The organism is Paraflavitalea soli (genome assembly GCF_003555545.1).
Lineage (GTDB): Bacteria > Bacteroidota > Bacteroidia > Chitinophagales > Chitinophagaceae > Paraflavitalea > Paraflavitalea soli.
Genome location: NZ_CP032157.1, coordinates 3854043 through 3879895, shown reverse-complemented (window position 1 = coordinate 3879895; position 25853 = coordinate 3854043). Strand labels below are relative to the sequence as shown.

24 protein-coding genes are annotated in these 25853 nt (G+C 47.6%); 10 read left to right on the top strand and 14 right to left on the bottom strand.

Annotated features, from left to right (window positions below; all coding sequences use genetic code 11):
* Window positions 1-67: 67 nt before the first annotated feature.
* The 3 genes from xerD to D3H65_RS14215 form a co-directional block, all read right to left on the bottom strand.
* A complete protein-coding gene (xerD, locus tag D3H65_RS14225) occupies window positions 68-967 on the bottom strand; it encodes a site-specific tyrosine recombinase XerD (RefSeq protein ID WP_119050946.1) in 900 nt (299 codons plus the stop codon).
* 80 nt (window positions 968-1047) lie between these two features.
* The gene (locus D3H65_RS14220) at window positions 1048-1548 is read right to left on the bottom strand and encodes a YkgJ family cysteine cluster protein (protein WP_119050945.1); all 501 of its coding nucleotides are present in this window, start codon (window positions 1546-1548) and stop codon (window positions 1048-1050) included.
* Between the two features lie 154 nt (window positions 1549-1702).
* A complete protein-coding gene (locus tag D3H65_RS14215; RefSeq protein WP_119050944.1) occupies window positions 1703-2059 on the bottom strand; it encodes a YraN family protein in 357 nt (118 codons plus the stop codon).
* A 38-nt stretch (window positions 2060-2097) separates the two neighbouring features.
* Here D3H65_RS14215 and manA point away from each other — a divergent pair, with 38 nt between their 5' ends.
* Both manA and D3H65_RS14205 read left to right on the top strand, forming a co-directional pair.
* Window positions 2098-3318: a mannose-6-phosphate isomerase, class I gene (gene manA / locus D3H65_RS14210; protein ID WP_119050943.1), complete on the top strand. Its 1221-nt coding sequence runs from the start codon at window positions 2098-2100 to the stop codon at window positions 3316-3318.
* Between the two features lie 86 nt (window positions 3319-3404).
* A complete protein-coding gene (locus D3H65_RS14205) occupies window positions 3405-3983 on the top strand; it encodes a DUF6580 family putative transport protein (RefSeq protein WP_119050942.1) in 579 nt (192 codons plus the stop codon).
* Window positions 3984-4363: 380 nt separating this feature from the next.
* On the opposite strand, the gene rnhA is transcribed toward D3H65_RS14205, so the two are convergent.
* From rnhA to D3H65_RS14180, 5 genes are all read right to left on the bottom strand, one after another.
* Entirely contained in the window at window positions 4364-4840 is a 477-nt protein-coding gene (rnhA, locus tag D3H65_RS14200) for a ribonuclease HI (protein WP_245999749.1), read from the bottom strand.
* 12 nt (window positions 4841-4852) lie between these two features.
* Entirely contained in the window at window positions 4853-5593 is a 741-nt protein-coding gene (locus tag D3H65_RS14195; protein WP_119050940.1) for a YiiX/YebB-like N1pC/P60 family cysteine hydrolase, read from the bottom strand.
* A gap of 150 nt (window positions 5594-5743) precedes the next feature.
* On the bottom strand, window positions 5744-6451 hold the full coding sequence (locus D3H65_RS14190; protein WP_119050939.1) for a choice-of-anchor J domain-containing protein: 708 nt from the start codon (window positions 6449-6451) through the stop codon (window positions 5744-5746).
* Window positions 6452-6477: 26 nt separating this feature from the next.
* A complete protein-coding gene (locus D3H65_RS14185) occupies window positions 6478-7305 on the bottom strand; it encodes a choice-of-anchor J domain-containing protein (RefSeq protein WP_119050938.1) in 828 nt (275 codons plus the stop codon).
* A gap of 186 nt (window positions 7306-7491) precedes the next feature.
* Window positions 7492-9123, bottom strand: a complete 1632-nt coding sequence (locus tag D3H65_RS14180) for an acyl-CoA carboxylase subunit beta (RefSeq protein ID WP_119050937.1) — start codon at window positions 9121-9123, stop codon at window positions 7492-7494.
* A gap of 95 nt (window positions 9124-9218) precedes the next feature.
* Between D3H65_RS14180 and D3H65_RS14175 the strand changes: the two genes are divergently transcribed.
* Window positions 9219-10298: a DUF3810 domain-containing protein gene (locus D3H65_RS14175; RefSeq protein ID WP_119050936.1), complete on the top strand. Its 1080-nt coding sequence runs from the start codon at window positions 9219-9221 to the stop codon at window positions 10296-10298.
* Here D3H65_RS14175 and dcd read toward each other — a convergent pair.
* Window positions 10295-10831 carry a dCTP deaminase gene (dcd, locus tag D3H65_RS14170; RefSeq protein WP_119050935.1) on the bottom strand — a complete coding sequence of 179 codons (537 nt, stop codon included), beginning with the start codon at window positions 10829-10831 and terminating at the stop codon, window positions 10295-10297. The two genes, D3H65_RS14175 and dcd, sit on opposite strands and share 4 nt — an antisense overlap.
* A gap of 69 nt (window positions 10832-10900) precedes the next feature.
* Here dcd and D3H65_RS14165 point away from each other — a divergent pair, with 69 nt between their 5' ends.
* The gene (locus tag D3H65_RS14165; RefSeq protein WP_119050934.1) at window positions 10901-11539 is read left to right on the top strand and encodes a 4'-phosphopantetheinyl transferase family protein; all 639 of its coding nucleotides are present in this window, start codon (window positions 10901-10903) and stop codon (window positions 11537-11539) included.
* 169 nt (window positions 11540-11708) lie between these two features.
* On the opposite strand, the gene D3H65_RS14160 is transcribed toward D3H65_RS14165, so the two are convergent.
* The 3 genes from D3H65_RS14160 to D3H65_RS14150 form a co-directional block, all read right to left on the bottom strand.
* Complete coding sequence (locus D3H65_RS14160; protein ID WP_119050933.1) at window positions 11709-12239, bottom strand: hypothetical protein; 531 nt, start codon at window positions 12237-12239, stop codon at window positions 11709-11711.
* Window positions 12240-12317: 78 nt separating this feature from the next.
* A complete protein-coding gene (locus D3H65_RS14155; RefSeq protein WP_119050932.1) occupies window positions 12318-12992 on the bottom strand; it encodes an SH3 domain-containing protein in 675 nt (224 codons plus the stop codon).
* Between the two features lie 105 nt (window positions 12993-13097).
* Window positions 13098-14378 carry a DUF2130 domain-containing protein gene (locus D3H65_RS14150; protein WP_119050931.1) on the bottom strand — a complete coding sequence of 427 codons (1281 nt, stop codon included), beginning with the start codon at window positions 14376-14378 and terminating at the stop codon, window positions 13098-13100.
* 636 nt (window positions 14379-15014) lie between these two features.
* Between D3H65_RS14150 and D3H65_RS14145 the strand changes: the two genes are divergently transcribed.
* From D3H65_RS14145 to D3H65_RS14120, 6 genes are read left to right on the top strand one after another with little or no spacing between them, the layout of a single operon-like run.
* Window positions 15015-15557: a phage tail protein gene (locus tag D3H65_RS14145; protein WP_119050930.1), complete on the top strand. Its 543-nt coding sequence runs from the start codon at window positions 15015-15017 to the stop codon at window positions 15555-15557.
* A 33-nt stretch (window positions 15558-15590) separates the two neighbouring features.
* Window positions 15591-16142, top strand: a complete 552-nt coding sequence (locus D3H65_RS14140; RefSeq protein ID WP_119050929.1) for a phage tail protein — start codon at window positions 15591-15593, stop codon at window positions 16140-16142.
* A 46-nt stretch (window positions 16143-16188) separates the two neighbouring features.
* Window positions 16189-16734 (top strand): phage tail protein, encoded by a 546-nt coding sequence (locus D3H65_RS14135; protein WP_119050928.1) that lies wholly within the window; start codon window positions 16189-16191, stop codon window positions 16732-16734.
* Between the two features lie 33 nt (window positions 16735-16767).
* Window positions 16768-17889 (top strand): ABC transporter substrate-binding protein, encoded by a 1122-nt coding sequence (locus D3H65_RS14130; RefSeq protein ID WP_119050927.1) that lies wholly within the window; start codon window positions 16768-16770, stop codon window positions 17887-17889.
* 3 nt (window positions 17890-17892) lie between these two features.
* The gene (locus D3H65_RS14125; protein WP_119050926.1) at window positions 17893-18813 is read left to right on the top strand and encodes a methionyl-tRNA formyltransferase; all 921 of its coding nucleotides are present in this window, start codon (window positions 17893-17895) and stop codon (window positions 18811-18813) included.
* Window positions 18814-18841: 28 nt separating this feature from the next.
* On the top strand, window positions 18842-21622 hold the full coding sequence (locus tag D3H65_RS14120) for a T9SS type A sorting domain-containing protein (RefSeq protein WP_119050925.1): 2781 nt from the start codon (window positions 18842-18844) through the stop codon (window positions 21620-21622).
* Between the two features lie 68 nt (window positions 21623-21690).
* Here D3H65_RS14120 and D3H65_RS14115 read toward each other — a convergent pair whose 3' ends face one another.
* Window positions 21691-22455 (bottom strand): response regulator transcription factor, encoded by a 765-nt coding sequence (locus D3H65_RS14115; protein ID WP_119050924.1) that lies wholly within the window; start codon window positions 22453-22455, stop codon window positions 21691-21693.
* An 11-nt stretch (window positions 22456-22466) separates the two neighbouring features.
* Window positions 22467-25634 (bottom strand): ligand-binding sensor domain-containing protein, encoded by a 3168-nt coding sequence (locus D3H65_RS14110; protein WP_119050923.1) that lies wholly within the window; start codon window positions 25632-25634, stop codon window positions 22467-22469.
* Window positions 25635-25853 lie beyond the last annotated feature (219 nt).

Here is a 25853-nt window from a genome sequence, read left to right as displayed (position 1 = left end):
AGCTTGACGATTTTCTGCTAACAGCTAACGCCTAACAGCTAATACCTAACTCCTAACCGCTAGCGCCTTACTTAAATGCCGGATGAAAGCGCTGCAGCGTATCGCGCAGGAAATCCCGGTCGAGGTGGGTATAGATTTCCGTGGTGGTAATACTTTCATGGCCCAGCATTTCCTGTACGGCACGCAGGTCGGCGCCTCCTTCTACCAGGTGTGTGGCAAAAGAATGCCGGAATGTATGAGGTGAAATATTCTTCGTAATTCCGGCTTTCTTTACCAGGTCTTTCAATAGCAGGAAGATCATGACGCGGGTAAGTTTACTGCCCCGCCGGTTGAGGAATAGAATATCTTCCTGTCCCTTTTTAATGGGCATATGCACCCGGATGTCATTGCGGTAGATGGTGATGTATTTGGAAGCGGATGACCCAATGGGCACCAGCCGTTCCTTGTCGCCCTTGCCCACCACACGGATAAAACCTACATCGAGGTATAGTTGAGATATTTTTAGATTCACCACTTCGCTCACCCGCAGACCACAACTGTACATGGTTTCGAGGATGGCTTTGTTGCGTCCGCCTTCTGGCTTGCTAAGGTCTATTTGTTCAATAATACTTTCAATCTCTTCTACACCCAGTACATCGGGCAATGCGCGTTTTAGTTTGGGCGCTTCCAGTAAAACGGTGGGGTCATTGGTCACGATCTGTTCGAGGGAGCAGTACTTATAAAAAGCCCGTATGCCGGAAATGATCCTGGCCTGGGAGGTGGCTGTCATACCCAACTCTGCTACCCACCTGATGAATTTCAGCAGGTCGTCCAATTCAATGGCGGCCGGGTTTTTCTCTATGCCGGCTTGCTGCAGGAACTGGGTTAGCTTGTCAATATCACGGCCATAGGCTTCCACAGAGTTGTCGGACAGCGATCTCTCCAGTTGCAGAAAAGCCCTGAATCCTTTTTTATATGGTTCCCACATGGTAAAACAGGAATTAGCTTTTAGGAGTTAGCTTTTAGCGCCTTTGCTCCGCTAACTGCTAAAGATTCTAACTAATTGCTTTATTTGGAATTTACCTTATCGATCATCTTCTCCACCAACTTATAGGTGGCCGGACAGTATTCCACATTTTGTTTGAACACGTGCATGTATTCGGTCATATGCCGTTTGGTGTGATGCGGAAAGCCGGAGCAGTCGCGGGGACGTACTTCATAGATGGAACACTTATTGTCCTTCAGGTTGAGGAACTGGCAGGGCTGTTGTTTATTGATCCAATCTCCGTTGCGGTCTTTGTACAGCCACTTCTTGCGGAACTCATCGGCCGACATGTCCAGGTGACGGGCAATACGTTTAATGTCTACCTGCGTAAAAGTAGGGCTCATCGTCTTGCAGCAATTAGCGCAGGCCAGGCAATCCATTTCCTTCCATACTTCTATATCCGTTCGGGCAGCCAGTTGATCCAGGCCCCGCGGTGGATTGTTTTCCAGTTTGGTAAGAAAGCGCCTGAATGCCGAGCGATTGGCAAGCATGATCTTTTTGAATGAGCGAAGATTGAAAGCCATCTGTTATTACCTGGGTTAGATGTGTGAAATAAGTGCAATATAAAGAGAATACAGAATACAGGAGCCAGAATGCAGAAGCCGGCGCCCGAAAGGCTCCCATGGTACTAAAATCCCCTCTTCTGTATACTGAATGCTAAATTCTGTATTCTTTGTTTTACAAATATACGTCCTCAATAAAGAGGTACTCGGGCGTCTCCTGACCGGTGATCACGATGGAGAGCACATCGTATTGCACCCGTTTCCAGGCAGGATACTGGTACTGGAAAGCAACGCCAGCCGTAACAATACTCCTTATTTTTTTGTGGGTAACACTTTCTTCCGGCAATCCATAGGAAAGCGATTGGCGCGTCTTTACCTCAATGAAATGAAGGATATCGCCTCGTGTGGCGATAATATCTATTTCATATCGCTGGTGGCGCCAGTTGCTGTGCAGGATGGTGAATCCCTGCTGTTGCAGGTAGTCGGCAGCCAATAGTTCTCCCTTTTTACCGGTCTCATTGTGTCGGGCCATGACAAGCTTTTTGTATTATTGTGCCCTTAAACAGGATTATGGACAATAGTACAAAAATAAGCAAGCTACAGGGAAAGGTTCAACCGTATACATGGGGAGGGTCACAATTTATTCCCGCTTTATTGGGACAAAGTAACCCGGACAACAAGCCATTTGCTGAATACTGGATGGGCGCCCATGTCAATGCGCCTGCCGACCTGATCGGCGCCAATGGACAAAAGCAGGCATTGAATGAGTGGGTGGCACAGGCCCCTGCTGCTTTATTGGGCAATACGGTCAATGACCGCTTTGGCAGGTTGCCTTACCTGTTGAAAGTGCTGGATGTAAAAGACATGCTGTCTATCCAGGTGCATCCTGAAAAGCAAGCCGCGGTAGCCGCTTTTGCTGCAGAAAATAAACAAGGGGTAGCACTGAATGCCCCCAACAGGAATTATAAAGATGATAACCACAAGCCCGAACTCATGCTGGCGCTGAGTGATTTCTGGCTGCTGCATGGATTTAAGCCTGCCGGCAGACTCCGGAAAGTATTGCAGCAAACACCGGAATTGCAGTTCCTGTTGCCTGTATTTGGAGAAGGCGACTATGCAGCTTTGTATAAGACCGTAATGGAGATGGACCAGCAGACGGTGAATCATCACCTGCAGCCTTTGCTGGACCGTATACTGCTGTTGTATGAAAAAGGAGCTTTGAAAAAAGAGCAGGAGGATTTCTGGGCTGCCCGTGCCTTCAATACTTTCTGTGAACCTGGCCGCATAGACCGGGGTATCTTTTCCATCTACCTGTTCAACGTGGTGAACCTTCATCCCGGGGAGGCTATCTTCCAGGATGCCGGTATCCTGCATGCCTACCTGGAAGGACAGAATATGGAGATCATGGCCAATTCGGACAATGTATTGCGGGGCGGCCTGACCAATAAGCACATTGATGTGCCTGAACTGATGAAGCATGTGCGTTTTGAGCCCATTGTACCTACCGTGATCAAGGGAACGCCCGGAAGGGTGGCAGGAGAAGAGGTGTTCCTTACGCCGGTCAATGATTTTGAATTACACAGATTGAACGTTACTGCTGGCGCACCAGTTACGGTAACGGCTACTACCGCCGATATTTATTTCGTGTATGAGGGCAGTGCCGAAGCTACAGCAGGTAATGATAAGATCGCACTCGGTAAAGGGGAGGCATTGCTGGCCAAAGCGGGTACTCAGGTACAATTCACCAGTGGAGAGAAAGCAGTGATCTTTACGGCTACTGTGCCGGCATAAGCCCTGACAAGGCCGGGCAATTGCCATTTTGTCAATTCCTGCCCTTTAAAAATAAATAAATTACTTTTGCATTATTAATTTTCGATATGAAACTGAACCGTTCAATTGTCATTTACCTGGTGGTGCTCATTGCAGCAGCTTCACTGTACCGTGCTTTTGATAATCGGATGTGGGGTTTTGCACCACAAATTGCCATGGCGCTCTTTGGCGGTATGGCCATCCGCAATAAAGCCTGGGCTTTTGCTTTACCGCTTTTTTCGCTGTTTATTTCTGACGTTATTTATGAGGTATTGTATACCAAAGGATTAACACCCATCCGGGGATTCTATGACGGTCAATGGGGCAATTACCTGATCATGGGTTCTGTAACCCTGATAGGTTTCCTGTTCAATAAGGTAAATATTAAGAACATAGTATTGGGTTCACTGATAGCACCTGTTTACTTTTTCCTGGTTTCCAATTTCATGGTATGGGCAGGCTTGGGTGTCTCCCTGTATCCAAGGACCTGGGCAGGACTTGTTGAGTGCTTTACACAAGCCGTGCCTTTCTTCAAGGGCTCTGTATTAGGCACCTTCTTTTTCAGCGCTATTTTCTTTGGCGTATATTATTTCGTAAACAGGTCTGCGAGGCACAAAGTGCAGCAGGTGCCTGCCACAGCCTCCTAATGTATTTCACACCACATGTATAGGCCCGGTTATCTGCAAGGATACCGGGCTTTTTTTATGCAGGAAGTCCTGCCGGCAGGGGGCTGATGAAGCTGCCCGAGCATGGCCTGGATACTTTCTCCGGATTGCCTACGCCCCTTAGAACAATGGCCCCTTTTCATTGAGCGGTCAGGCAATACGGAGGCAATGCGTAGACCATGCGCAGGCCTACCGGGGGCCTATAACTACCAATTGCAGAAGCTACAGGTAGCAATATAAACCCATTGGAAAGAGGGAATCGCATTAAAACGCATTAGAGGGCGTTTCCCCCCGCTATTGTGTTTGGGAGAGTATTGTGTGCAGGTGGTTGGAGATCGGGGCCAGATGAGGCTGTAAAGGGGCTATCCGGCCTCCCCCGATTCATAACCATGGTCCACCTGCAGGTTCCTGCCATCGGCGGCGGTGGTAGCCAATACGTCGCAACGGTTGTTGTAGACATTTTCCGCATGGCCTTTTACCCACACGAAACTGATATTATGTTTTTGGGATAACTGGTGATAACGCAGCCACAGGTCTTTGTTCTTTTTGCCGCCGGCGAAATTGGTGGCGATCCACTTTTTGAGCCAGCCTTCTTTTACGGCTTTCACCACATACTGGCTGTCGGAATAAATGGTAATTTTTAAACCATCCCGGTTCAAGGCTTCCAGCGCCGCTATGACGGCCAGCAGTTCCATCCGGTTATTGGTGGTACGGCGGTAACCCGCTGATAATTCTTTGCTTTTGCCTGCATACATCATAATGGCGCCATAGCCGCCGGGGCCAGGATTGCCACGGGAAGATCCATCAGTATAAATAACGAGTTCTTTGTTGCTGGTCAAAATGGAAATGGATTAAAGAGTTTGGAAAGGGTAACGTTTTAACACCGTGCACCAGGGATTCAGGTATAAATGATCAATAGGAATGATATCCCGGGCTACGATCTGCTTTTCGGTCAGTTTAAAGTATCGCTTGATGAGCTTAAACTTGTTGCGGTCGGTGATGCGGTCCGTAGCGATCTGTATCCTTTTATTGGTGGCGGCAGCCAACCCTTTGTAGATCATTTCGGAGCAATACATTTTATCGTCGGTGGCGAGGTCAAACTTGATATCGAAAGCTACTTGTTGTGCTTGCCGTTGATTGAGGTAGTCCAGGAACTTCTTTTTTTCTTCATCGGTCAACGTATAGCGCGCCACCGCAAAGCCCAGGTTTTTGGCAGGATTGCAAAAACTGTCGAGCGGCTCTTTCTTCACCTTATTGGTGATATGGAAATAATCTGTTTCTACATGGCATACATACACCACGCCACTGTCAACAAAGGCAATACCGCCATGTGAGTAGGTGGCATCCTGCTTTGATAAGGCTTTGATCTGCTCACTGGAATAATCAGTGCCCGTGCGCAGTACCAGGTCGCCGGATTGAATGATCTTCCGGGCATCATCGAGCATGGCTTTATTTTCGGCCTTTACCTCTTTTATTTCCTGGGCTACCACATCGGTGGAATTACCGGCAGCCTGTTCCGTGCCATTGCAGCCTGTGAGGGCCCATAGCATCAGGGAGCAGGAAAACAACAAGGTAAATGGTCGATGTAGCATACTGCGGATTACATGGCGGCAATGATCGGGAAAAATAAACAAATAAAAAAAGAAAGTCGGTAAGTCCGGAAGACCGAAAGTCCGTAAGCAGCTTCGACGCTGATCGAAGATACTTACGGACTTTCTGACTTTACCGGCTTTCGGACTATTCTATTTGCTTACAAATTCAAAATCATCTATACCCACCTGGTCTCCATAGGAGCCGCCGGGGCCGCCATCTTCTATAAAATAGCGGAAGGCTATTCTACCCTTTACATTGCCGGTGATGCCAGCGAGGGTGATGGTATATTTTGTCCATACAACTGGGTAATCAGTGCCCATATCGGGATTAATGTCCAGTAGTTTGGTGGTGAAATCACCTGTACTAATGGCTGTCTTGCCTACAAAAGCATTGCTGGTTTGGGTATTGAGCCAAACCTGCAACCTGTCGGCATAATCACCCTTGGTGCGGGTATAAAAAGTGAATTGATCTCCATTTTTCATATCTGTGGGGGGCGAGATCAGCCAGGCGCTGAGCACAGCTGCGCCTTGTCCGCAGTTCATATCCACACTTACATATTCATTCTGGCTGAAGGTGGCAGAGTAAGCCGGGAAGCCTACCACTTCATCACCCAGTTTGCCACCATATTCAAAGCGGCCCTGGCGCCAGGCCGTGGGGCCAGCCGGATCGCTGTTATTGATGATTACCCAGCCTTTTTTAGAGGCATTGGCTACGGTATCAAAAGCTTCTTTGTATGATTTGGATACTACCGGTGGGGGAGCCGGTTTTTCATCGGCCTTAAAATCCTTCTCGCAGGAGATGATCAACAGCACCAGGGCTGTGAGGCCAGTTAAGGAAAGGTATAATTGCTTATTCATAAGAATAATTTTTTGAGGCGCGGGAATTATGGTTTACTAACAAATGCTACACTGTCAATGCCCACGGCGCTGCCATTACCGGTGCTGCCTGCATCAAGTGTATAATAACGGAAGGCAAATCTTCCCTTGGCTGGTTTGGTAAATCCGGCCAGTGTAATTTCAAACCTGGTCCAGTTGGCAGGATAGGCCTTGGGGTTAAATGCAGTGGGATCGTCTGTAGAATTAGCATAGTCAAACCAATCATCCACCAGGTTGTACACGGGTGGGTTGATAGAATGTATCAATTCAAAATCGCCCCGGTCGGCAGTATAATTAAATGCAGGATCACGGGGATCGATTGAAGTACCTACATTAACACCATCATTTTTCCGGTTGATACATACTTCCAGGTTATTGCCATAATCCTGGGCTGTTCCGGGTGTTCCATACAGGGCGCAGCGGGTATAAAAAATGATCTTATCGCCATTCTTCATCCAGATGGCGGGAGAGATGAGCCAGTTGCTGGCTACAGAAGCGCCACCGGAAGTGACTTCTGCATCACATACAATATAACCTGCATAAGAACCTTTGGAAGACCAGGCAGGGAAGAAGGGCATGGGAACGGGTGCGCCGCTTTCTGTAGCCAGCGGGCCGCTGCCTTGTATCCAGATATGCGTGCCTTTGGGATTGCTGTTGTTAACGGGGATCCAACCGCGGTGGAAAGCGTTGGACACAGTATCAAATTCTTCTACAAATGATTGATCTGGAATAGGTGGTGGAATAAGCGTAGCCGGATCGTCTTTCTTACAGGCTGTTACACCTATAACAACGACACATAGGGACAAGGTAATCCTGGTCAAGGTAGATATTCTCATGATGCGCAGTAGTTTGGTAAATGATTAAATGAAAATAATCATTTTTTAACAAAATTTCAAAAACAACTTGCGCTATCCTTATGATAGTTATTCCTATTTATAAAGACTGTAAAACCGGTTACTTACAGGGGTTAGGAAACAGGGGAAACCCTCATGGCAATTGGGTATAATTGGTGGTGGATGCCTTTAAACCTGTATGACACCAGTATTAAATGGAAGCATATGCGGTTGATGATTAGCGGCAGCAAGTCCTTCAGAAATCACCTGACGCGTATGCATGGGGTCTATGATGGCATCTACCCATAAGCGTGCGGCAGCATAATAGGGACTCGTTTGCTGTTCGTACCGCCCTTTTATTTCATTGAGCAACTGCTGTTCTTCTTCGGGCGTCACCTCTTTTCCCTTGGCCTTCATGCCTGCTACCTGTATTTGCAGAAGTGTTTTGGCGGCCTGTTCGCCCCCCATCACGGCTATTTTGGCCCCTGGCCAGGCATAAATGAAACGCGGATCGTAGGCCTTACCACACATGGCATAGTTGCCTGCGCCATAAGAGTTACCTATTACAATGGTGATCTTGGGAACCACTGAGTTGGCTACAGCATTCACCATCTTGGCGCCATCCTTAATAATACCGGATTGTTCGCTGCGGGAGCCTACCATAAAGCCGGTCACATCCTGCAGGAACACGAGCGGTATCTTTTTCTGGTTGCAATTCATGATAAAGCGTGCGGCCTTGTCTGCACTGTCATTGTAGATCACACCGCCCATCTGCATCTCTCCTTTTTTGCTTTTTACCATTTTGCGCTGGTTGGCTACAATGCCTACGGCCCATCCATCGATGCGGGCATAACCACAGATAATGGTTTTGCCATAATCCTGTTTGAACTGATCGAATTCAGATTTGTCTACCAGCCTTTCAATAACATCCAGCATATCATAAGCCCTGGTAGCATCTGCGGGGATGATACCATATAGTTCTGCAGCGGGTTTTGTTGGTTCGGCAGGCGTAATGCGGTCGAAGCCGGCCACCTTCGACTGGTGGCCCAGTTTGGCCATGATCCTTTTTACCTGGTCCAGGCATTCCTGTTCGGTATCGAACTTATAATCGGCGATGCCACTGATGGCCGTGTGGGTAACAGCGCCGCCCAATGTCTCGCTGTCAACATCTTCTCCAATGGCAGCTTTCACCAGGTAAGGACCTGCGAGGAAGATAGAGCCATTGCCTTCCACCATGAGGGTCTCATCGCTCATGATGGGCAGGTAAGCACCTCCGGCAACACAGGAACCCATAACAGCTGCTATCTGGGGTATACCAATAGCGCTCATACGGGCATTGTTGCGGAATATGCGGCCAAAATGTTCTTTGTCGGGAAATATCTCATCCTGCATGGGCAGGAAAACGCCTGCACTATCTACCAGGTATACCACTGGCAGGTGGTTTTCCATGGCTATTTCCTGCATACGCAGGTTCTTTTTGCCTGTTATGGGAAACCAGGCTCCGGCCTTTACGGTTTGATCATTGGCCACGATCACACATTGGCGTCCGCTGATATAGCCAATGCCGGCCACGGTGCCGCCGGAAGGGCAGCCCCCCTGTTCCTGGTACATTTCCCAGCCGGCAAAAGCGCCTATTTCTGTAAAAGGGGTATTTTCATCCCGCAGGTATTCGATCCGTTCACGGGCCGTGAGTTTTTTCTTTTCCCGTTGCTTTTCAATGGCCTTCTTTCCGCCACCCAATGCCACCTGGTCAAACCGCTGGCGCAGTTGACTCAGGGCTAATTTCATCACATCTTCATTCTTATTATGTTCCAGGTTCATGATGCAAGCGTTTGTATCGCAAAATAAGCTTTAATGATACAAGTTTAACGCAACAGGTAGAGCGGCCAATAAAGATTTCATTATTTTTAGAGGGTATGTGGAAGAAAAATAAGACACTGGTTATATTGTTAGCGGTGGCCATCCTGATCAAACTATTCTCCCTTTTCCCGGATGCAGTAGAACGGTATTATACGCATGGCTTGTATGGGGTGACCTCTTCTGTTCAACGGGCCCTCTTTGGCTGGATACCCTTTAGCATCGGTGATCTTTTTTATGGGATAGCCATCCTGTTCCTGGCCTATAAATTATTTGACCTGATAAAAAGACTCATCAGGAAGCAAACCAATCGCCAATATTGGATAGGAGGGGCACGACTGTTTGCCGCCATTTTCCTATGGGTATACATTTCGTTCAATGGCCTGTGGGGGCTGAATTATAACCGGCATGGCATTGCTACCGATCTGGGCCTGCAGGTACAGCCCTATACCAAAGACGATCTGCTGGCGGTGATGCAAACCATTAATGACAGGTTGTATACCCTTGATTCAACAGGTCGCATCAATCGTGCTTCCCTGCACAAAAAAAGGATACTATTCGCGGGGGCCATCAATGCCTATGACAGTCTTGCCCTTCACCATCGGGGCATCAGTTATTCCTTTCAATCGGTAAAACCTTCTTTGTATAGTTACCTGGGTAACTACCTGGGTTTTTCAGGATACTATAATCCTTTTTCCGGGGAAGCCCAGGTCAATACGACCATGCCTTTATTTGTGCAACCTTTTACTACCTGCCATGAGATAGGCCATCAGTTGGGATATGCCAAAGAGAATGAGGCCAACTTCGCTGGTTACCTGGCAGCCAAATCGTCTTCCGATGCCGCTTTTCGGTATTCCGTTTATTTTGATCTGTATTCTTATTCCTGGTATTATCTCTACCGGCAGGATTCGGTATTGGCCAGGCAGTTTACGGCTGCTTTACCGGTGGGCGTGAAAAAGGATTATGTGGAGCTAAAGGAGTTCCTGCGCAGGCACCGCAACCCGGTAGAAGCGGTGATTGATAAATTATACGGGCAATACCTGAAGGCCAATCAGCAGCCTTCAGGAAAACTGAGTTACAATGAGGTGATTGCCTGGCTCATTGCGTATTACAAAAAGTATGGGGCAGCAGCTATTTAGAACTTGTTCTTCCACATCATACTTTCTATGGGTCTGTTGGGCTGACCACTGTATTTGGCGTTTGTCTTCTGGTTGTACTTCACTTTGATCTCGCCTTCCACCGGGAAGTAGATCAATTGTCCGATGGGCATCCCCGCATATACTTTTACAGGTTGCTTTACGGAGATCTCCAGCGTCCAGTTACCACAAAATCCAACATCTCCTTTGCCTGCTGTAGCGTGTATATCGATACCCAACCGGCCTGTAGAAGATTTTCCTTCCAGGAAGGGCACATGGGCATGGGTTTCTGTGTATTCCATAGTAACGCCCAGGTAAAAAACGTGGGGGTACAGCACAAATCCATCATCGGGGATCTCAAACGATTCGATGGTATTGTGTTTTTTGGCATCCAGGATATGCTCCCGGTAGGTGGCCAGTACTTTACCAAGATGCACATCGTATGAATTACTGCCGAGGCATTCTCTTGTGTAAGGCTCGATCTTAATGGTCCCTTTCTCTATTTCTTCCAATATGCGGCTGTCCGACAAGATCATGTGGTATGCTTATTTTATATTTGAGGCGAAATTAGCTCAGGGAGCGAAAGTAAATGCTAAAATTATACAGTGGCGCTGTTTTATCAACATAATATCAACGAGCACACCAAAGTGGGTATCTGGCGCATCGAAGAGCCTGAATCCTTTTTCCTGGAAAAAGTGCCGCTTAAGCGGGATGTTTCCCATCCTTACAAGCGATTACAGCACCTGGCGGGCCGCTACCTGCTGCCTGCCCTGTACGAGGATTTCCCCCTGTCGGAGATCCTGGTAGCGGATACACGCAAGCCTTTCCTGGAAAATGAGCGATACCATTTCTCTATTTCCCATTGTGGTAATTTTGCCGCTGCTATTGTCAGTGATACTTACCGGGTAGGGGTGGATATTGAGTTGGTGACACCCCGGTTACGGCACATTGCCGGGAAATTCCTGCATCCGGAGGAAGCCCTTTTCCTGGAGGATTGGGAGGCGTTGCCACAGATGCACCTGGAACTGACCACCCTGTTGTGGAGCGCCAAAGAAGCGATCTATAAATGGCATGGAGAGGGCATGATGGACTTTAAGGAGCATATGCGGCTTTCCGGCGCTATCAAAGCTGGTTCCAATGAGTGGATCACCATGCCTTTTGAGTTCCGCAAGGGCGCCGTCATACCCATGACCGTCACTGCCCGCTTATTTGATCAGTTGGGACTGGCCTGGGTGGTGACCTGATTAGACTTGTTGTTAAGAAGCTTTTTTAACCTTATGAGTAGGGGAGGCGGTACGAGCCTTGCGAAAGATCTCGCCCGTTTTTCGTTCATGATTTTTTTGAGCAAGAGGTGATTTCTTTTCCTGATTGCCTATAATCCGAACATCATCCAATTGATAGTATTTCTTTTTGTCAGTCATCGAAGTAACTTTCGTAATACGAATTTACTAATATTTTCGCTTCTTTCGTAAAAATCCCCATCCTGTTGTTCCCGTAAAGTATTTGAGCGCCAAGTGTTTTGATATAGTGATCAATAAGTTTCGTTTTGGCGTTAAATGCCACAAAGCCATCGAATCCTGATTCAAAACTAAGTTTACAGGCAAAAGCAACCAGGTTACCTGGAACTCCTAAAAAATGCTTTTCCGATCCAAAATTATGAGGGGCAGTTTCAATCAGGTGCAACTCTATGTACTGCTGACTCTTTATTGGTTCCAGACTTATCAGACCTTGTATTTGTTGGCTACCTGCTACCAATAATTTGTACACCTGGTGATTGGCTTGCTGGTATTCCGTTTTCCAGTTAAACAGCCACCCATCTTTTTTGTGCACCTTTTTTATTTCTTCCTGGGTGACCAATAACAGTGTTGTTTCATAGGTTCTGCCGGTAGCTTTTTCTTCAATACAATTAGTAATCTTATCGATTAGGAATTCCTGATAGAGCATCAGGCAAATTACAAAAATGTATTATAAATATAATAATATGAGTTGGGGAGATTTTAAAGCGGTGCCTTTTGCAAAGCCCTAATCGCCCGCCAGGAAGGCCGTGATCTGCCATTTGCCTTTTTTCTTTTCCAGCAGCAGCCTGTAATCGCAGATATCCCAGGTAAGGTCGTTTCTAACCCAGCCGGTGATCTTGCTATCAAAAGTCTGGATATACACCCAATTGTCTGAGCTGCCTCCCCTGTTTTTGGACACAGGTTCTTCGATCACCTTTACTACATCGTAATTCAACTGACCTACAGAGGCCGATAAGCGGTCGGGTTTGGCTCTCACATTGACATCTGGTGCAATAATGGTAAGGCAGCTTGCACAGCCATCACAATAATCTTCCTTGATATCCATTTGGGAAGCATATGGAAAAATAAACAGCCCCTTTTTCTTATCCCCCCAAACGCCACCCAGTGTGATCACTGTCTGGAGGTTTTTCCACACGGATGAAGAGGGATAGACCGGAGCATACATTTCTTTAAACCCTTTGATCGTATTCATATTTCCATCAAAAGAAATTTGAACAGTGGGACTCAACAGCTTCAGTAGCGACGGTGCATCCTTACGGGCCACTACGGCCTTCAGCGTATCCACAAATACTTTCAGGGAACTATCCTGGTTTACTTCATTGCGGGGTGCGAACCGGTGAGTTTGTCCAATAGATAATAAACTGTTCAATGCCAGTACGAGAGCCAGTACATATTTCATATCAAATCCTTAAAATGGGCGCAAGTATACGGTATTAATGGTATTTAATCAACCATTTTAAAGGGCGACAGCAACCCGACACTTCAAACGCAAAACCCAACACTGCTATTCTTCCAGCAAGTCCGGTTCGTCCATCAGGTCCAACTGGATATTATCGTTGCCGGCAATCCCTTCAATGGACCCTTTTATATGGGCTGCATTCAGCAATACCTTTTCCAATTGCTTCTCCCGGGCTTTCCACAGTTTTTCCATGGCGTCGCGTTCCTTCTGAATGGAATACTTCATGGATTGAAAGCCTTCCCGTATGGCCTTCCATTGTTCTCCAAATTCATTGCTGGTGAGGTAATCATATAGCAGGTGCATTTTATCACCCCGGTTTTCCTGTGAGCGGGTGGCATTGGCTATCCGGATGATCCCATCGCGCAATACATGGGAAAGGGCCACCACTTCGCCAAAAGAGCAGACCCAGATACCTTCTACCTGGCCAAATTTGCTCAGTTGTTCCGGCATGGCCTGGCTTACGATCACCGCTACATCGGCCGTGGTGCTCCGCATGTCGGCTTTCAGCTTTTCTATCCACGACCTGTCAAAATGCTTGGTGCGTTTGCTTTCATATATAATACGGCCGCATTCCTGGCCAAACTGGTTGCGGATGGTTTGTATGCAGTCGGCTCCCCGGATACCTTTCCCCACTTCGCTGATCATGTCGAAAGGAAAGGCCGTCCGCAGCATTTCTTCCAGCGCCAGCTCCTGGATCTCTCCCTGCAATTGCATGGAGCCTTGTTCAGCTTTGCGTTTCATTTCTTCGATCAGCCGTTTTTGGTCCTCCAATTGTTTTTCCAGTTCCTTCTGTTTCAGCTGGTGCTCTATTTCCCGGGTGGCTGTTTTCTCTTCTTCCAGTTTCCGGAGTTCTTCCGATAGCCTGGCCCGCTCTTCCTGCAGTTTGCGCTGTACCGATAATTCCAGTTCGGCCTCCCTGGTTTGGAGGGCTTGCTCTTTTTGCAGGAATTCCAGTTCCTTCTGCCGGGCCAGTTTTAGCTTCTCTTCATTGTCTTTATTGCTCTGTATGAGGAGGTTGAGCTGGTTTTCAAAGTCGGCGCCGATGCTTTTACGCAGGTTTACCTCCAGCGATTGCTGCAGTTTTATCTTTTCTTCCTGTAATTGCTGGTTGTATGCTGTAGCAGCTATCTGCGCCTGTTGCTGGAATTCCTTTTCTTTCCGGGCAAACAGCTCGGCCTGCTCCCGTTCTTTTTTGGCCGATTCTTCCGTTACCTGCTTCTTGTAAGCTACCATCTGTTCGCGCAGCTCCTTCTTGTATTCCTCCGATACAGCGTCCTCTATATCAAACTGATGCCCACATTTGGGACACTTTATATCCGTTGCCATCCTGGTAGTTTTGGCGCAAGTTAATTAAAAAGGGAGTGGGTTGTAGCACAGGGTTTTGTGTCAGGGGAGCGTGGTCTTTGATCCCTGGTGCCAGGTTGGTGTCTTTAGTTTAGGGCAATTGTGTCCCGTACTTTACATCCTATGTCCAAAACGCTACATATTCCATCCTAACTCTCACGCTTATACTTTGACCTGATCCGGGTATCTCTACAGGACCGCAAACGTAGTACTACCTAATTTTGTTATCATGATAAAAGAAAATGGTCCGGTAGCTGCTGTTAATTAGCACTGAATAGATTGATGGATAATAACTTACGGTTAAGAACGTATGATTTTTGCAGCAATGCTTAAAAAAAGATACGGTTTGCAGTATATTATCAAATTTGCCTATTTTTATAACGACTACTAACACCGCACCATCACTGTTTTAATCCGTCCCGGTAGCACACTGACTCCATTCTGAAGCGATTTTCTATTTTCTTATGCTGTACGGTTATACAGCTTGTACCCACTTGGCTTTATCCGGACCATTATCCGGTTAATGTTACTGATTACGTTGCGCATTGCTGTTAAAGAAGCATTCCTTTTTTAGCATGAAATCATTATTGTCATTATATAAAACCTAAACATTCAGTTATGCAAGGAACTATGGCTGTTGTTACCTGCTTTGCCGCCGACTTTGCACCCAAATACTGGGCGCTTTGCAATGGGCAGATATTGGCGATTGCTCAAAACCAGGCCTTATTCTCCCTGTTGGGCACAACCTATGGTGGGAATGGTACTACTACTTTCGCATTGCCCGACCTGCGGGGCCGTTCTATTGTAAGTCAGGGTAACGGGCCCGGCCTGCAGCCTTATACCCTGGGACAAAAAACAGGTACAGAAACCATTACACTCAATGCCAACAACGTACCACCGCACCAGCATGTGGGGAATACTAATTTTTATTTGCAGGCTGATAACCTGCCGGGTGGAGATGGTAGTGCGGAATACAATTTTCCGGCCGGTTACGATAACGCGTATGCGCCTGCGCCTACCGCCAATGTGAATATGCTGCAGCCTGCTTATAGTGGTACGATCAATCCGGCCGGTGGCGGTCAGCCAATACCTGTATTGATGCCCTACCTGGTTATCAATCATATCATTTGTTTGCAGGGCATTTTCCCCAGCCGTAATTAAACTCTCTATCTATCATCCTTAAAGCTTATTATCATGTTTGTGGATCAATACTTAGCGAATGTTACCATTTTTGCCGGCAATTTTGCCCCACGGGGTTGGGCTTTTTGCCAGGGTCAATTAATGTCTATATCAGAATATACGGCGCTCTTTGCCCTGATAGGTACCACCTACGGAGGAGATGGCCAGGTTACTTTTGCCTTGCCCGATCTGCGCAGCCGCGTAGCCGTTCATGCCGGTCAGGCGCCGGGTCTTTCCACTTATATTATTGGACAGGCAGCAGGTACAGAAAATGTAACCATATTGACTACGCAATTGGCGTCTCATACCCATACTTTTGTGAGCGCAACCGGTAAACCAACCGCCAATAGCGCTGTAGGCACAGTGGCCGATCCTACCAATGCGGTGCCGGCTGCTTTATCCATTAATGCCTATAATAGCGCTTCATCTGGATCGGTGATGGGAACAGCTACCTGTACTGCCACCACAGCGCCTACAGGCCAAACTAATCCGACGCCCATTATTTCACCATTCCTGGCGATGAATTACATTATAGCCCTGGAAGGTATTTTCCCATCCCGCAATTGATCGTACTACTCAATTATTAACTACCACATTATTAAACGCATATATTATGGAAGGAGTTCTTGCTTATGTAACCGCCTTTGCCGGCAATTTTGCCCCCCGGGGCTGGGCCCTTTGCCAGGGTCAGATAATGGCTATTTCTCAAAATACGGCGTTGTTTTCCCTGTTAGGTACTACTTACGGCGGCAATGGTCAAACTACTTTTGCATTACCTGATCTGCGTGGCCGGACTGTTGTAGGTGCTGGCCAGGGGCCGGGTTTATCTCAGTATTCCCTGGGTGAATTGGCCGGAAGTGAAACCACTACCATGACAGTGGCCACCATGCCTTCACACGGGCATACTGCTACCATTAAAATTGTACCCGGTGCAAATACTACGGCAGATGCTACTACACCTGCCAACGGTGTATATGCTTCACCGGCTGCCGGCGAACAACTCTTTGGCCCTGGTGGTTCCGTTAACATGAAACCTTATCCCGGCACATTGACAACGGGTTTAAACGCTGGTGGACCAATACCTTTTTCTACCCTGCATCCTGTATTAGCCCTTAATTACCTGATCTGTTTACAGGGTGTATTCCCTGCGCGGAATTAAGGAGGGTTGATTATTCATTTTTAAACCGATTGTATGTCCCTCGTAGCAGGACTTTTATTACCCCGGTCTACCGATTACCCTTCCCTGGGTTTTGATATCCTGGATGGATTACGTTATAGTCTCAAAAGGGCCGGGCAGGATAATGCCCGGTTCATTACAGAAAATATTGGGTTTGGTGAGGATCATGACCTCAATTATGCCAGGGCCGAAAAGCTGGTGTTGCAGGAAAATGTAGATGTTATGATCGTTTATTGCAATGCTGGCAATGCAGAACCGCTGTACAAACTGGCTGGTATAGCCGGTAAACCATTTATTTTTTTGGATCCCGGCATGCAGCTACCGGAAGTAGCCGCACCTCCCCATTGCTATCATATTTCGCTGCAGGGCATTCATGCCTGCCGTATAGCGGGTTATATGGCTGGTGAGCAAAACCGGAAGGTGCTGATGGCTACTTCGTTTTATGATGGTGGTTATCGTGGCCCCTGGGGTTATACCCGTGGTCTGGCGGCCGCAGGCGGTACGGTATGCGGCAATTATGTGAGCGGCTATAAAGAGACCGAATTCAATATAGATAACTATATGCAGTTGCTGCAGCATTCCGGCGCACAGTCTGTGGCTGCCTGCTTCAGTAGCTACCTGGCCAACCTGTTTATCAAAGCACTGAAAGAAAGAGATCCCTCAGCTACTGCATTGCCTTTTTATTGTTCTCCCTTTATGGCAGAAGAAATATTACTGGCGCAATGTGATTTTCCGGGCGGCACATTCCATGCTATTGTGCCCTGGAGTACGACCCTGCAGGGAGAGGAACAGGATGTATTTATGCAAGTCATTCGCCGCGAGAAAAACAAACAGGCTAATATTTTCCACCTGCTGGGCTGGGAAGCAGGTCTCCTTAGCCTTCACGCCGGGAAGGAAGGTGCAAGCGCCCTGAATGGCTTTTCTTATGATAGCCCAAGGGGCACGGTCACTATTCATCCTGCAACCCGCCAAACCTACGCGCCTTTGTATAAAGGAGTGATTGTTGCCGGGGATCAGGGTAAATGCGCCTTGAATATACTGGAAATGATCCCTGTATCGGCATCCGAACATGAAGCAGTACTGGATGATAAACCCGAACAAGGGTCGGGCTGGAAAAATAATTATTTATGTATCTGACCTATGCGTATAGCTATACTTTGTAATGACAGAATTGCATTGCCAGCCCTCGACCAGTTGTTGGCAACCGGCCTGGTAGTTACCGTAGGAGTGCCTTTTGGAAATCATGCTATCCGCACGCTTATTGAAGACCGTTGCAAACAGGTAAACGTATCCCTGCAGGAGTTTCATAAAAAAACTATCGGAGAGGAGTTGCACCGATGGATAGTACAGTACAAACCTGATGTGGTGCTGGTCAAAACATTTCCTTTCCTGATCCCTGCCGAAGTGATACGCCTGCCACGGTTTGGCTTTATCAATTTTCATTATGCACCCTTACCAGAGTGGAGAGGTGCCAATCCCTTGTTCTGGATGATCCGCAACCGCGAAACGGCCGGCGCCGTCACGGTACATGAAATGAACGAGACCTATGATGCGGGCCCCGTATTGCTGCAACAGCCAGTACCCCTGGCCCCTGATATGAACTTTGGATTGTTCTATACCCAGCTGGCTTATGCCGGCGTACACGTGACCGGTATGCTGCTGAATGGATTGCTTACCGGCACCCTGCAAAAGAAAGAGCAGGATCATTCAAAGGCGAGGTGGTATGCGCGGCCATCACCCGCTGATCTTTTTATCAATTGGGCCGTGATGGATGCCGGTGAAGTCAATGCATTGGTCAATGCCTGTAATCCCTGGAATAAAGGCGCCGCTACGCGGTGGAACAACTGGTTGTTTGGCATCAGCCATGCAACGGTCCTTCAGCAAAGGGGGAATGGTAAAGTACCCGGCACAGTGATTTCCATTAATGACCGGGAGGGATTGACCATTGCCTGTAAAGATGGCCATGCCATCAGGGCCGAAGTGGTGTATTGTGAAGAAGGCTTTTATCCCGGCCATAAACTCGCTGCCTTTGGACTACAGGAAGGACATTGCCTTTCCTGAATAAAAGATAACATGTAAAACTATCCAAATGAGAAGTAAAATACTCAATGTATTTCCGTTATTACTGATGATTGTTCTACTGAATTTACCTGGCACCCTGCTTGCGCAGCAATGGGGTTTCCGGAATGGTTGGGGAACCTCCACAGCCGGACAGGAAAGGGGGGTGGCTACCGCCACCGATGCTGCTGGCAATGTGTATGTGGCCGGCGTTTATGTAGGATCGATCAATTTTGGTACAGGCCCTTTGCCTTCTACCGGCGCCAACGAAGGCTTTGTGGCTAAATTTAACACGGCCGGCGTTTGTCAGTGGTCGATTGGTTTTGCCTCTACCGCTGCAGGCAATGATGTAGCTGCTTCCATCACCGTTGATGCAGCCGGCACCTCGGTGTATGTGGGCGGATTTTTTAATGGAGATATAACGATCGCTCCTTTGCCAACTGTAACCAAAACGGGTATTACCGGTTATATTGCCAAATTGAACGCTGCTACCGGCGCCGGGTTGTGGGTCAACACCATTGATGGTACCGGCACAGAAAATGTGCAGGGCCTCTGCCTGGATGCTTCGGGCAATTTATATGCATCGGGAAATTTTCCTACCGGTGCTGTTTTTGGCGCATTGGGCGCCCGCACGGCCAATGGAGGCACGTCTAACGATCTTTTTGTAGCCCAGTTGAATCCAACGTCAGGCGCCTTTAACTGGGTAAGTACCGGGGGAGCATTGAATAGTACAGATAATCCCCAGGGCAGCGGTATTGCTTATGTAGCTGCCACTAATGAGATAGTACTGGTGGGTAGTTATAATGCCGCCGCCGCTACCTATGCTACTACATCACCTGTATCTTCCTTTACCATCAACAATGCAGGCTCCCTGGATATTTGCTTTTTAAAAATTAATGCCGCCAATGGTGCTTTTACCAATGCCATAGGAGTAGGCAGTACGGGACTCGATGATGGTGTGGCGCTTGTGTATGATCCCTCTACCCAAGATATTATGGCGGCAGGTTATTTTGCCAGCCCCAGCATCCAATTCGGCAGCAATCCGGCACTGACCAATGAAGGGAATAATGATGCCTGGTATGCACGATACAATCCTGCTACTAACGACTTTGTCTGGTCCAAATCAGCGGGTGGCAGTACTGGAGGCGCCGACCGGGCTTATGACATCACCACCAATGGAGCAGGTTCTATTTATGTGGTAGGCACTTTTCGGGGTGTATTAGACATTCCCACCACGCTCCCTGCATTCACTATTACCAATAATAATACGGCCGATGATATCTTCCTAGCCCGTGTTGCTGCTGCTGATGGCAATGGCCAGTTGCTGGGGCATGGGGCTGGCATTGCAGGAAACACCATCAGCAATGTAGGGTTTTCTGTAGCGGCCGGTGCTACGGGAAGTATATGGGTCTCCGGTAGTTATGGCAATACCATTACATTTGCACCATTACCTGATTTACCGCTTGCAAGCACGGCGTCCGATGTATTTTTAGCCCGCTATATTGATCCTGCTGCGCTTACAGCTACCCAATCGCAAACACCACCCACCTGTCTGGTAGGGTGTAATGGTACAGCCACGGTTACACCATCGGGTGGAGTTACGCCATATACATATGTATGGACTGGTAGTACAAGCACTACCAATACAGCTACAGGTCTTTGCCCCGGCGCTACCCTCAGTGTAACGGTAACAGATGCTATTGGCAATACCGTAACTAAGAATTATACGATCACGCCGGCTGGCCCACTGGCATCTGCCAATACCACCAATACGACATTTGTGGTTTCTGCTACCAACAACAATATCTATGACGCCAGCTGTAACCTGATCGCTACGGTGGTTCCTACACCAGGCAACCCTGTAGCAGGTACATTGGCGGCACGGGTATGGTTTGAACCGAGTGTTCCGGTCTATCCGGCTGTTACCGGTAAACCATATGTTCAAAGGCATTATGAATTGATGCCGGCATCAGGAGCGGCTACTGCCACCGCCAAAATAACCCTGTATTTCACACAGGCGGAATTTACTGCCTTTAATGCGGCGCCGGGCAGTACTTCCAACCTGCCAACAGGTCCCGGGGATGCTGCAGGCAAGGCCAACGTGCGCTTTAGTAAGTTTGCAGGAGCCAGCAATAACCCGGCTACCGGCCTGCCAGGCACGTATACAGGAACTTCCGCATTGATCGATCCCGTGGATGCAGACGTTGTGTGGAATGCTACCCTTAGCCGTTGGGAGATCAGCTTTACTACAGTTGGTTTCAGTGGCTTCTTCTTACAAACATATACAGCCGTGTTACCTGTTACCTGGCTCTACGTGAATGGATCGCTGAATGCACAAGGCAAGGCGAATATCAGCTGGAAAGTACAGGAACAACAGGTAGCGTCTTACACCATCGAAAAATCGTTGGATGGACAACCGTTTGTAGCTGTGGCAGACATCCTCTCCAAAGGCAATGGTGAAAACGAATACAGCTTCCAGGAGGCCCAGGCCTTGATAGGAAAAGGCACCTACCGCATAAAACAAACAGATATCAACGGACGCACTACCTACAGCAAGTCGCTGTTGCTGAGAAGTGACCGCCAGGGATGGGTGACCTTATACCCCAACCCTGTTAAGAATGCAGCTGTCCTGAATGTTACGGATAAAGAATTGCTGAATACCACCGCTCACCTGTACGATGGTACAGGCAGGGAAGTACAACGTATACAAATAACCCAAAGCGTAACCACTATCCATATGGATCAGTACAATGCGGGTGTGTATACCCTGAAATTAAGGAACGGTCAAACGATCAGGATACTTAAAGAGTAAAGCTAACAGGTCGTAGTTTGGAAATACAAAGCTGTGTACTGTAATGGTACACAGCTTTTTTATTTAGGCTATTCGGGCTTTTTCATATTCATGTATTCGGTAGGAGTAATGCCAAATTGCTTGAGGAAGTTGCGGCCGAAGTTATTCTGCGAGTTATAGCCTACCATGTCAGCCACCTCGTATACCTTGTATTGTCCTGCTGCCAGCATTTCAGCCGCTTTTTTGAGCCGGGTAATGTTGATCAGTTCATTGGGCGTAAGGTTGGAGATAGCCTTGATCTTGCGGTATAAGGTAGGGCGGCTCATCGTCATGATCCTGGCCAGCTTTTCCACATCCAGTTCCGTATCTTCCAGGTGCTGCCGGATGGTTTCATTCAGTGTTTCCAGGAATTGTTCATCGGCTGTGGAATAAGCCATACTCTTAATGTGCACGAGGGGGGAGTTGGCAAAGTATTCCCGTATTTTATGGCGGTTGGTGAGCAGGTTGGCGATCTGTACCTGCAGGTGTTCCGGCGAGAAGGGCTTCTCTATATAAGCATCAGCGCCCAGCTTAAGTCCTTCGATCTTCGATTGAAGGGTATTCTTGGCTGTAAGCAGGATGACAGGTATATGACTGAACTCGAAATTCGTTTTGATGAGCCGGCACAATTCAAAGCCATCCAGCACCGGCATCATCACATCACTGACCACCAGGTGAACAGCCTCTCTGCCCAATATGGACAATGCTTCATCACCATCAGCAGCTTTCAACACCCTGTATTGGCCTCCCAGTTCATCCGCCAGGAATTCTATGATCTCTTCATTGTCATCAACCAGTAATATAGTAGGTGTCATAGCGTGCAGGTTTATGGATTTACCGATTGGATCGTATTATCATTTTGTTCACGGCTTGTGCTGGCGCCAGTACTGGCCATTGGTAATGGCAAACTGATCACAAATGTATTCAGGCCATTGTGGGTTTCCTTTAAATACAGGTCACCCTTGTGCAGATGCGTTAGTGAGCGGGCCAGGGCAAGACCAATACCTGTTCCTTTTTGCTTCTCCATACGCTTTAACCGGAAAAAGGGCTCAAATATCTTTTCTTTCATATCATAAGGGATCAGGTCGCCATCATTGGCTATTTCAATCGTAAACAAAGAGGCACCCTCTTCAACAGGCAATAATTGTACCTGCACCTGGCTCCCCGCATACTTGATGGCATTGCTGAATACATTGCTGAAGATCTTGTTCAATGCATCCTGGTCCGCCATAGTATGCAATGCCTGTGCCGGCAGGTCCATGGTGAACAATAAATTACGTTGTTCGGCCAGTGGTTTGAAATTGACATATGTCTCCTCCAGTAGTTCCGATATATTGATGGGCGTAAAGTTAAGGCTGAAGCCTTTTGCCTCTGTTTGCCTGAAATCCAATAATTGATTGGTGAGGTCTATGAGCCGGTCGGTATTACGTTCCATGATCTGCAAACTGTTGCGCAATTCCGGCAGTTGATCTGATTTTTTGATCACTTTCTCCAGGGGCCCTTTTATCAGGGTGAGCGGTGTTTTGATCTCATGCGCCACATTGGTAAAGAATTCTATTTTGGCCTGGTACAATTCTTTTTCTTTTTCATGTTCCAGCAATTCCATTTTACGTTTATTCTTCTCTTCCGTTCGACGGTGGTAATTGCGGATAATATACAGGATGATCGCTATCAACAAGACAGCGTAGAGAGAATAAGCCCAGCTACTGGCCCAGAAAGGCGGAAGGATACGGATCTGTAATTGGGCCGGCTCACTGTTCCATTTACCGGTACTATTCGCTGCTTTTACAATGAACCGGTAGGTCCCGGCAGCCAGTCCGGTAAAATATACCTTCCGGTTTGCTTTCAGAATAGTCCAGTCTTTATCCAGTCCTTCCATTTTATACATGTATTCCGTACTTTCCGGTGCGGTATAGCTGAGTGCGGCGAAGTCAATGCTGAAAGTAGATGCCGTATAAGGTAGCGTAATACGTTGTGTTTGTATAACAGAGTTGGCGAGCGAAGATCCCTGCGCTTTAATACCAAGCTCCTTGTTGTTTACCTGGATGCCCGTAATATATACCGGTGGCATAAAACTGTTTTGCGTAAACTCATCGGGGTTAAAACTGATGAGCCCTTTCACACTGCCGAAATACATGCGCCCTTTCTTGTCCTTATAAGCCGAATGATAATTAAACTGGTCACTCAGCAATCCATTACTCTTGGTATATACCTGGACACTTCCTGTAACCGGATTAAGACAACAAAGTCCCCGGGTAGTACTTATCCATATATTGTGATGGCTATCTTCCTGTACCATGAATACAAAGTCGCTGGGCAAACCGTTTTTGGTGGTATACCGCTTCATCGATTTGGTGGTATGATTATACTGGCAAAGCCCGCCATCTTCTGTGGCTACCCATAAATTATGATAACTGTCTTCAAACACATTATTGATCAGGCCGCTGGGGAGGCTATTGCTGTTGCCAGGATCGGGCAGGAGATTGCCGTGCTCACCGGTGGTGGGGTTGTAGTAGAACAAACCTTTTCCGCCTGTCGACAACCAGATAGTACCTGCATGATCTTCCAGGATACTGGCTACGAAGATGTTTTCCTGTATAGCCACAAAATCGTCGGTTTGCCGGTCATACCGGTACAACCCCAAAGGTGTTCCGGCCAGTAACTCACCGGCCCTTGTCTGGTAAAAAGTGATCACAAAACTGGCCGGAGAAGTGGAAGGGGCGCTGCGCCGTTTGGAGTAATGCCGTATGATCTTCCCGCTGGGAATATCCATTACATTGACACCATGTTCAAAGGTGCCTATCCATAATTCGTTGCCGATGGCTGCCAGGCCATGGATATTGGTGTAAGAGATAGTAGAAGGGGTACCGCCAGGCAGGTATTGTGATATCTTTCCTGTAGACTGCTCCAGCTTATTCAATCCGCCGTCCTCTGTACCGATCCAAAGATTACCGTACTGATCCTCACACATTTCCCGCACCGCATTGCCGCAGATATTGTTGTAAGTACTGCCGGGGAAATATTTCTGAAAGGAAGTGTATTGACGGGGATAATAATTGACGCCTCCAAAGAAAGTGCCCACCCACATACCGCCTTCCTTATCCCTGCAAAGCGCATACACCGCATTGTCGGCCAGGGAGTAGGGATCATTGAAATGTTTGCGCAGGTTCTTCAGACTACCGTCCTTGATATTGTAAATATATACGCCCGACTCCGTAGCCATCCAATACTCATCACCGCCATAGTAGAAGAGATCACGTCCATATACCACCGAATGATCAGCGTTTTGCGTAAGGATGTCTTTGTATTGATGCGTGGCTATATCGAAAAGCTTGATACCCTGATGGGAAGTGGCTGCCAGGATATGCCCTTTGCCGGTAGCATAAATTTTTCCTATCCATTTAGAAGGAGGAGTAACTGATTCATTAAAAAGATCATAACCGGAAAAGCGTCCGGTGGCGGCGTCATACTGCAGCAGCCGGCCATCAACGCTGGATACCCATAACTGCCCGTCGGCTGTAATGGTGATAGCAGATAATTCTTTTTGATCATAATCCACCAGTACCGGCAAGCTGTCTTTTGCTTCGTTGTACCGGTATAACCTTAACCCCAGTATAAACCATAGGTTGCCATGCTTATCAGAAGTGATGTCGCGCACATCTGTCCAGCCGGTACTTTTTATAAAGCGGAAACACTCTGTGCTGGCATTGTACTGGTACAACCCCTGGCGGGTACCTACCCATAAAATACCCTTTCGATCCACGTGGAGACTGTATACGAAATTATTGCCCAGGCTGGTACTGTCCGAAGGATTGCGACGGAAGACTTTGAAACTAATGCCATCAAACCGGTTGATGCCATCTTTTGTACCAAACCACATAAATCCTTCCTTATCCTGCGTAATACAATTGACCGTATTGTGAGAAAGACCTTGTTCTACCTGGTAATGCCTGAAATAATACCCCTGCCCATACAATTTACAGGTACAGGCCATGAACAGGACAATCGTTATGCAAATGACATTACTTTTCAAGCAGTTTGTATGGTCGTTTGCACAAATATAGTAAGAACTATTGCATAACGACTGCCGGCTTTAAGGCTGCAGGAGGGTATTTGCTGTCTCTTTGAGACGATTGAGCGAAACAATGAGACGAATAGATGGCTTTCTTAAAAAGATTAATTCAACATTTACAAACAGATTGTTTGCGAATGA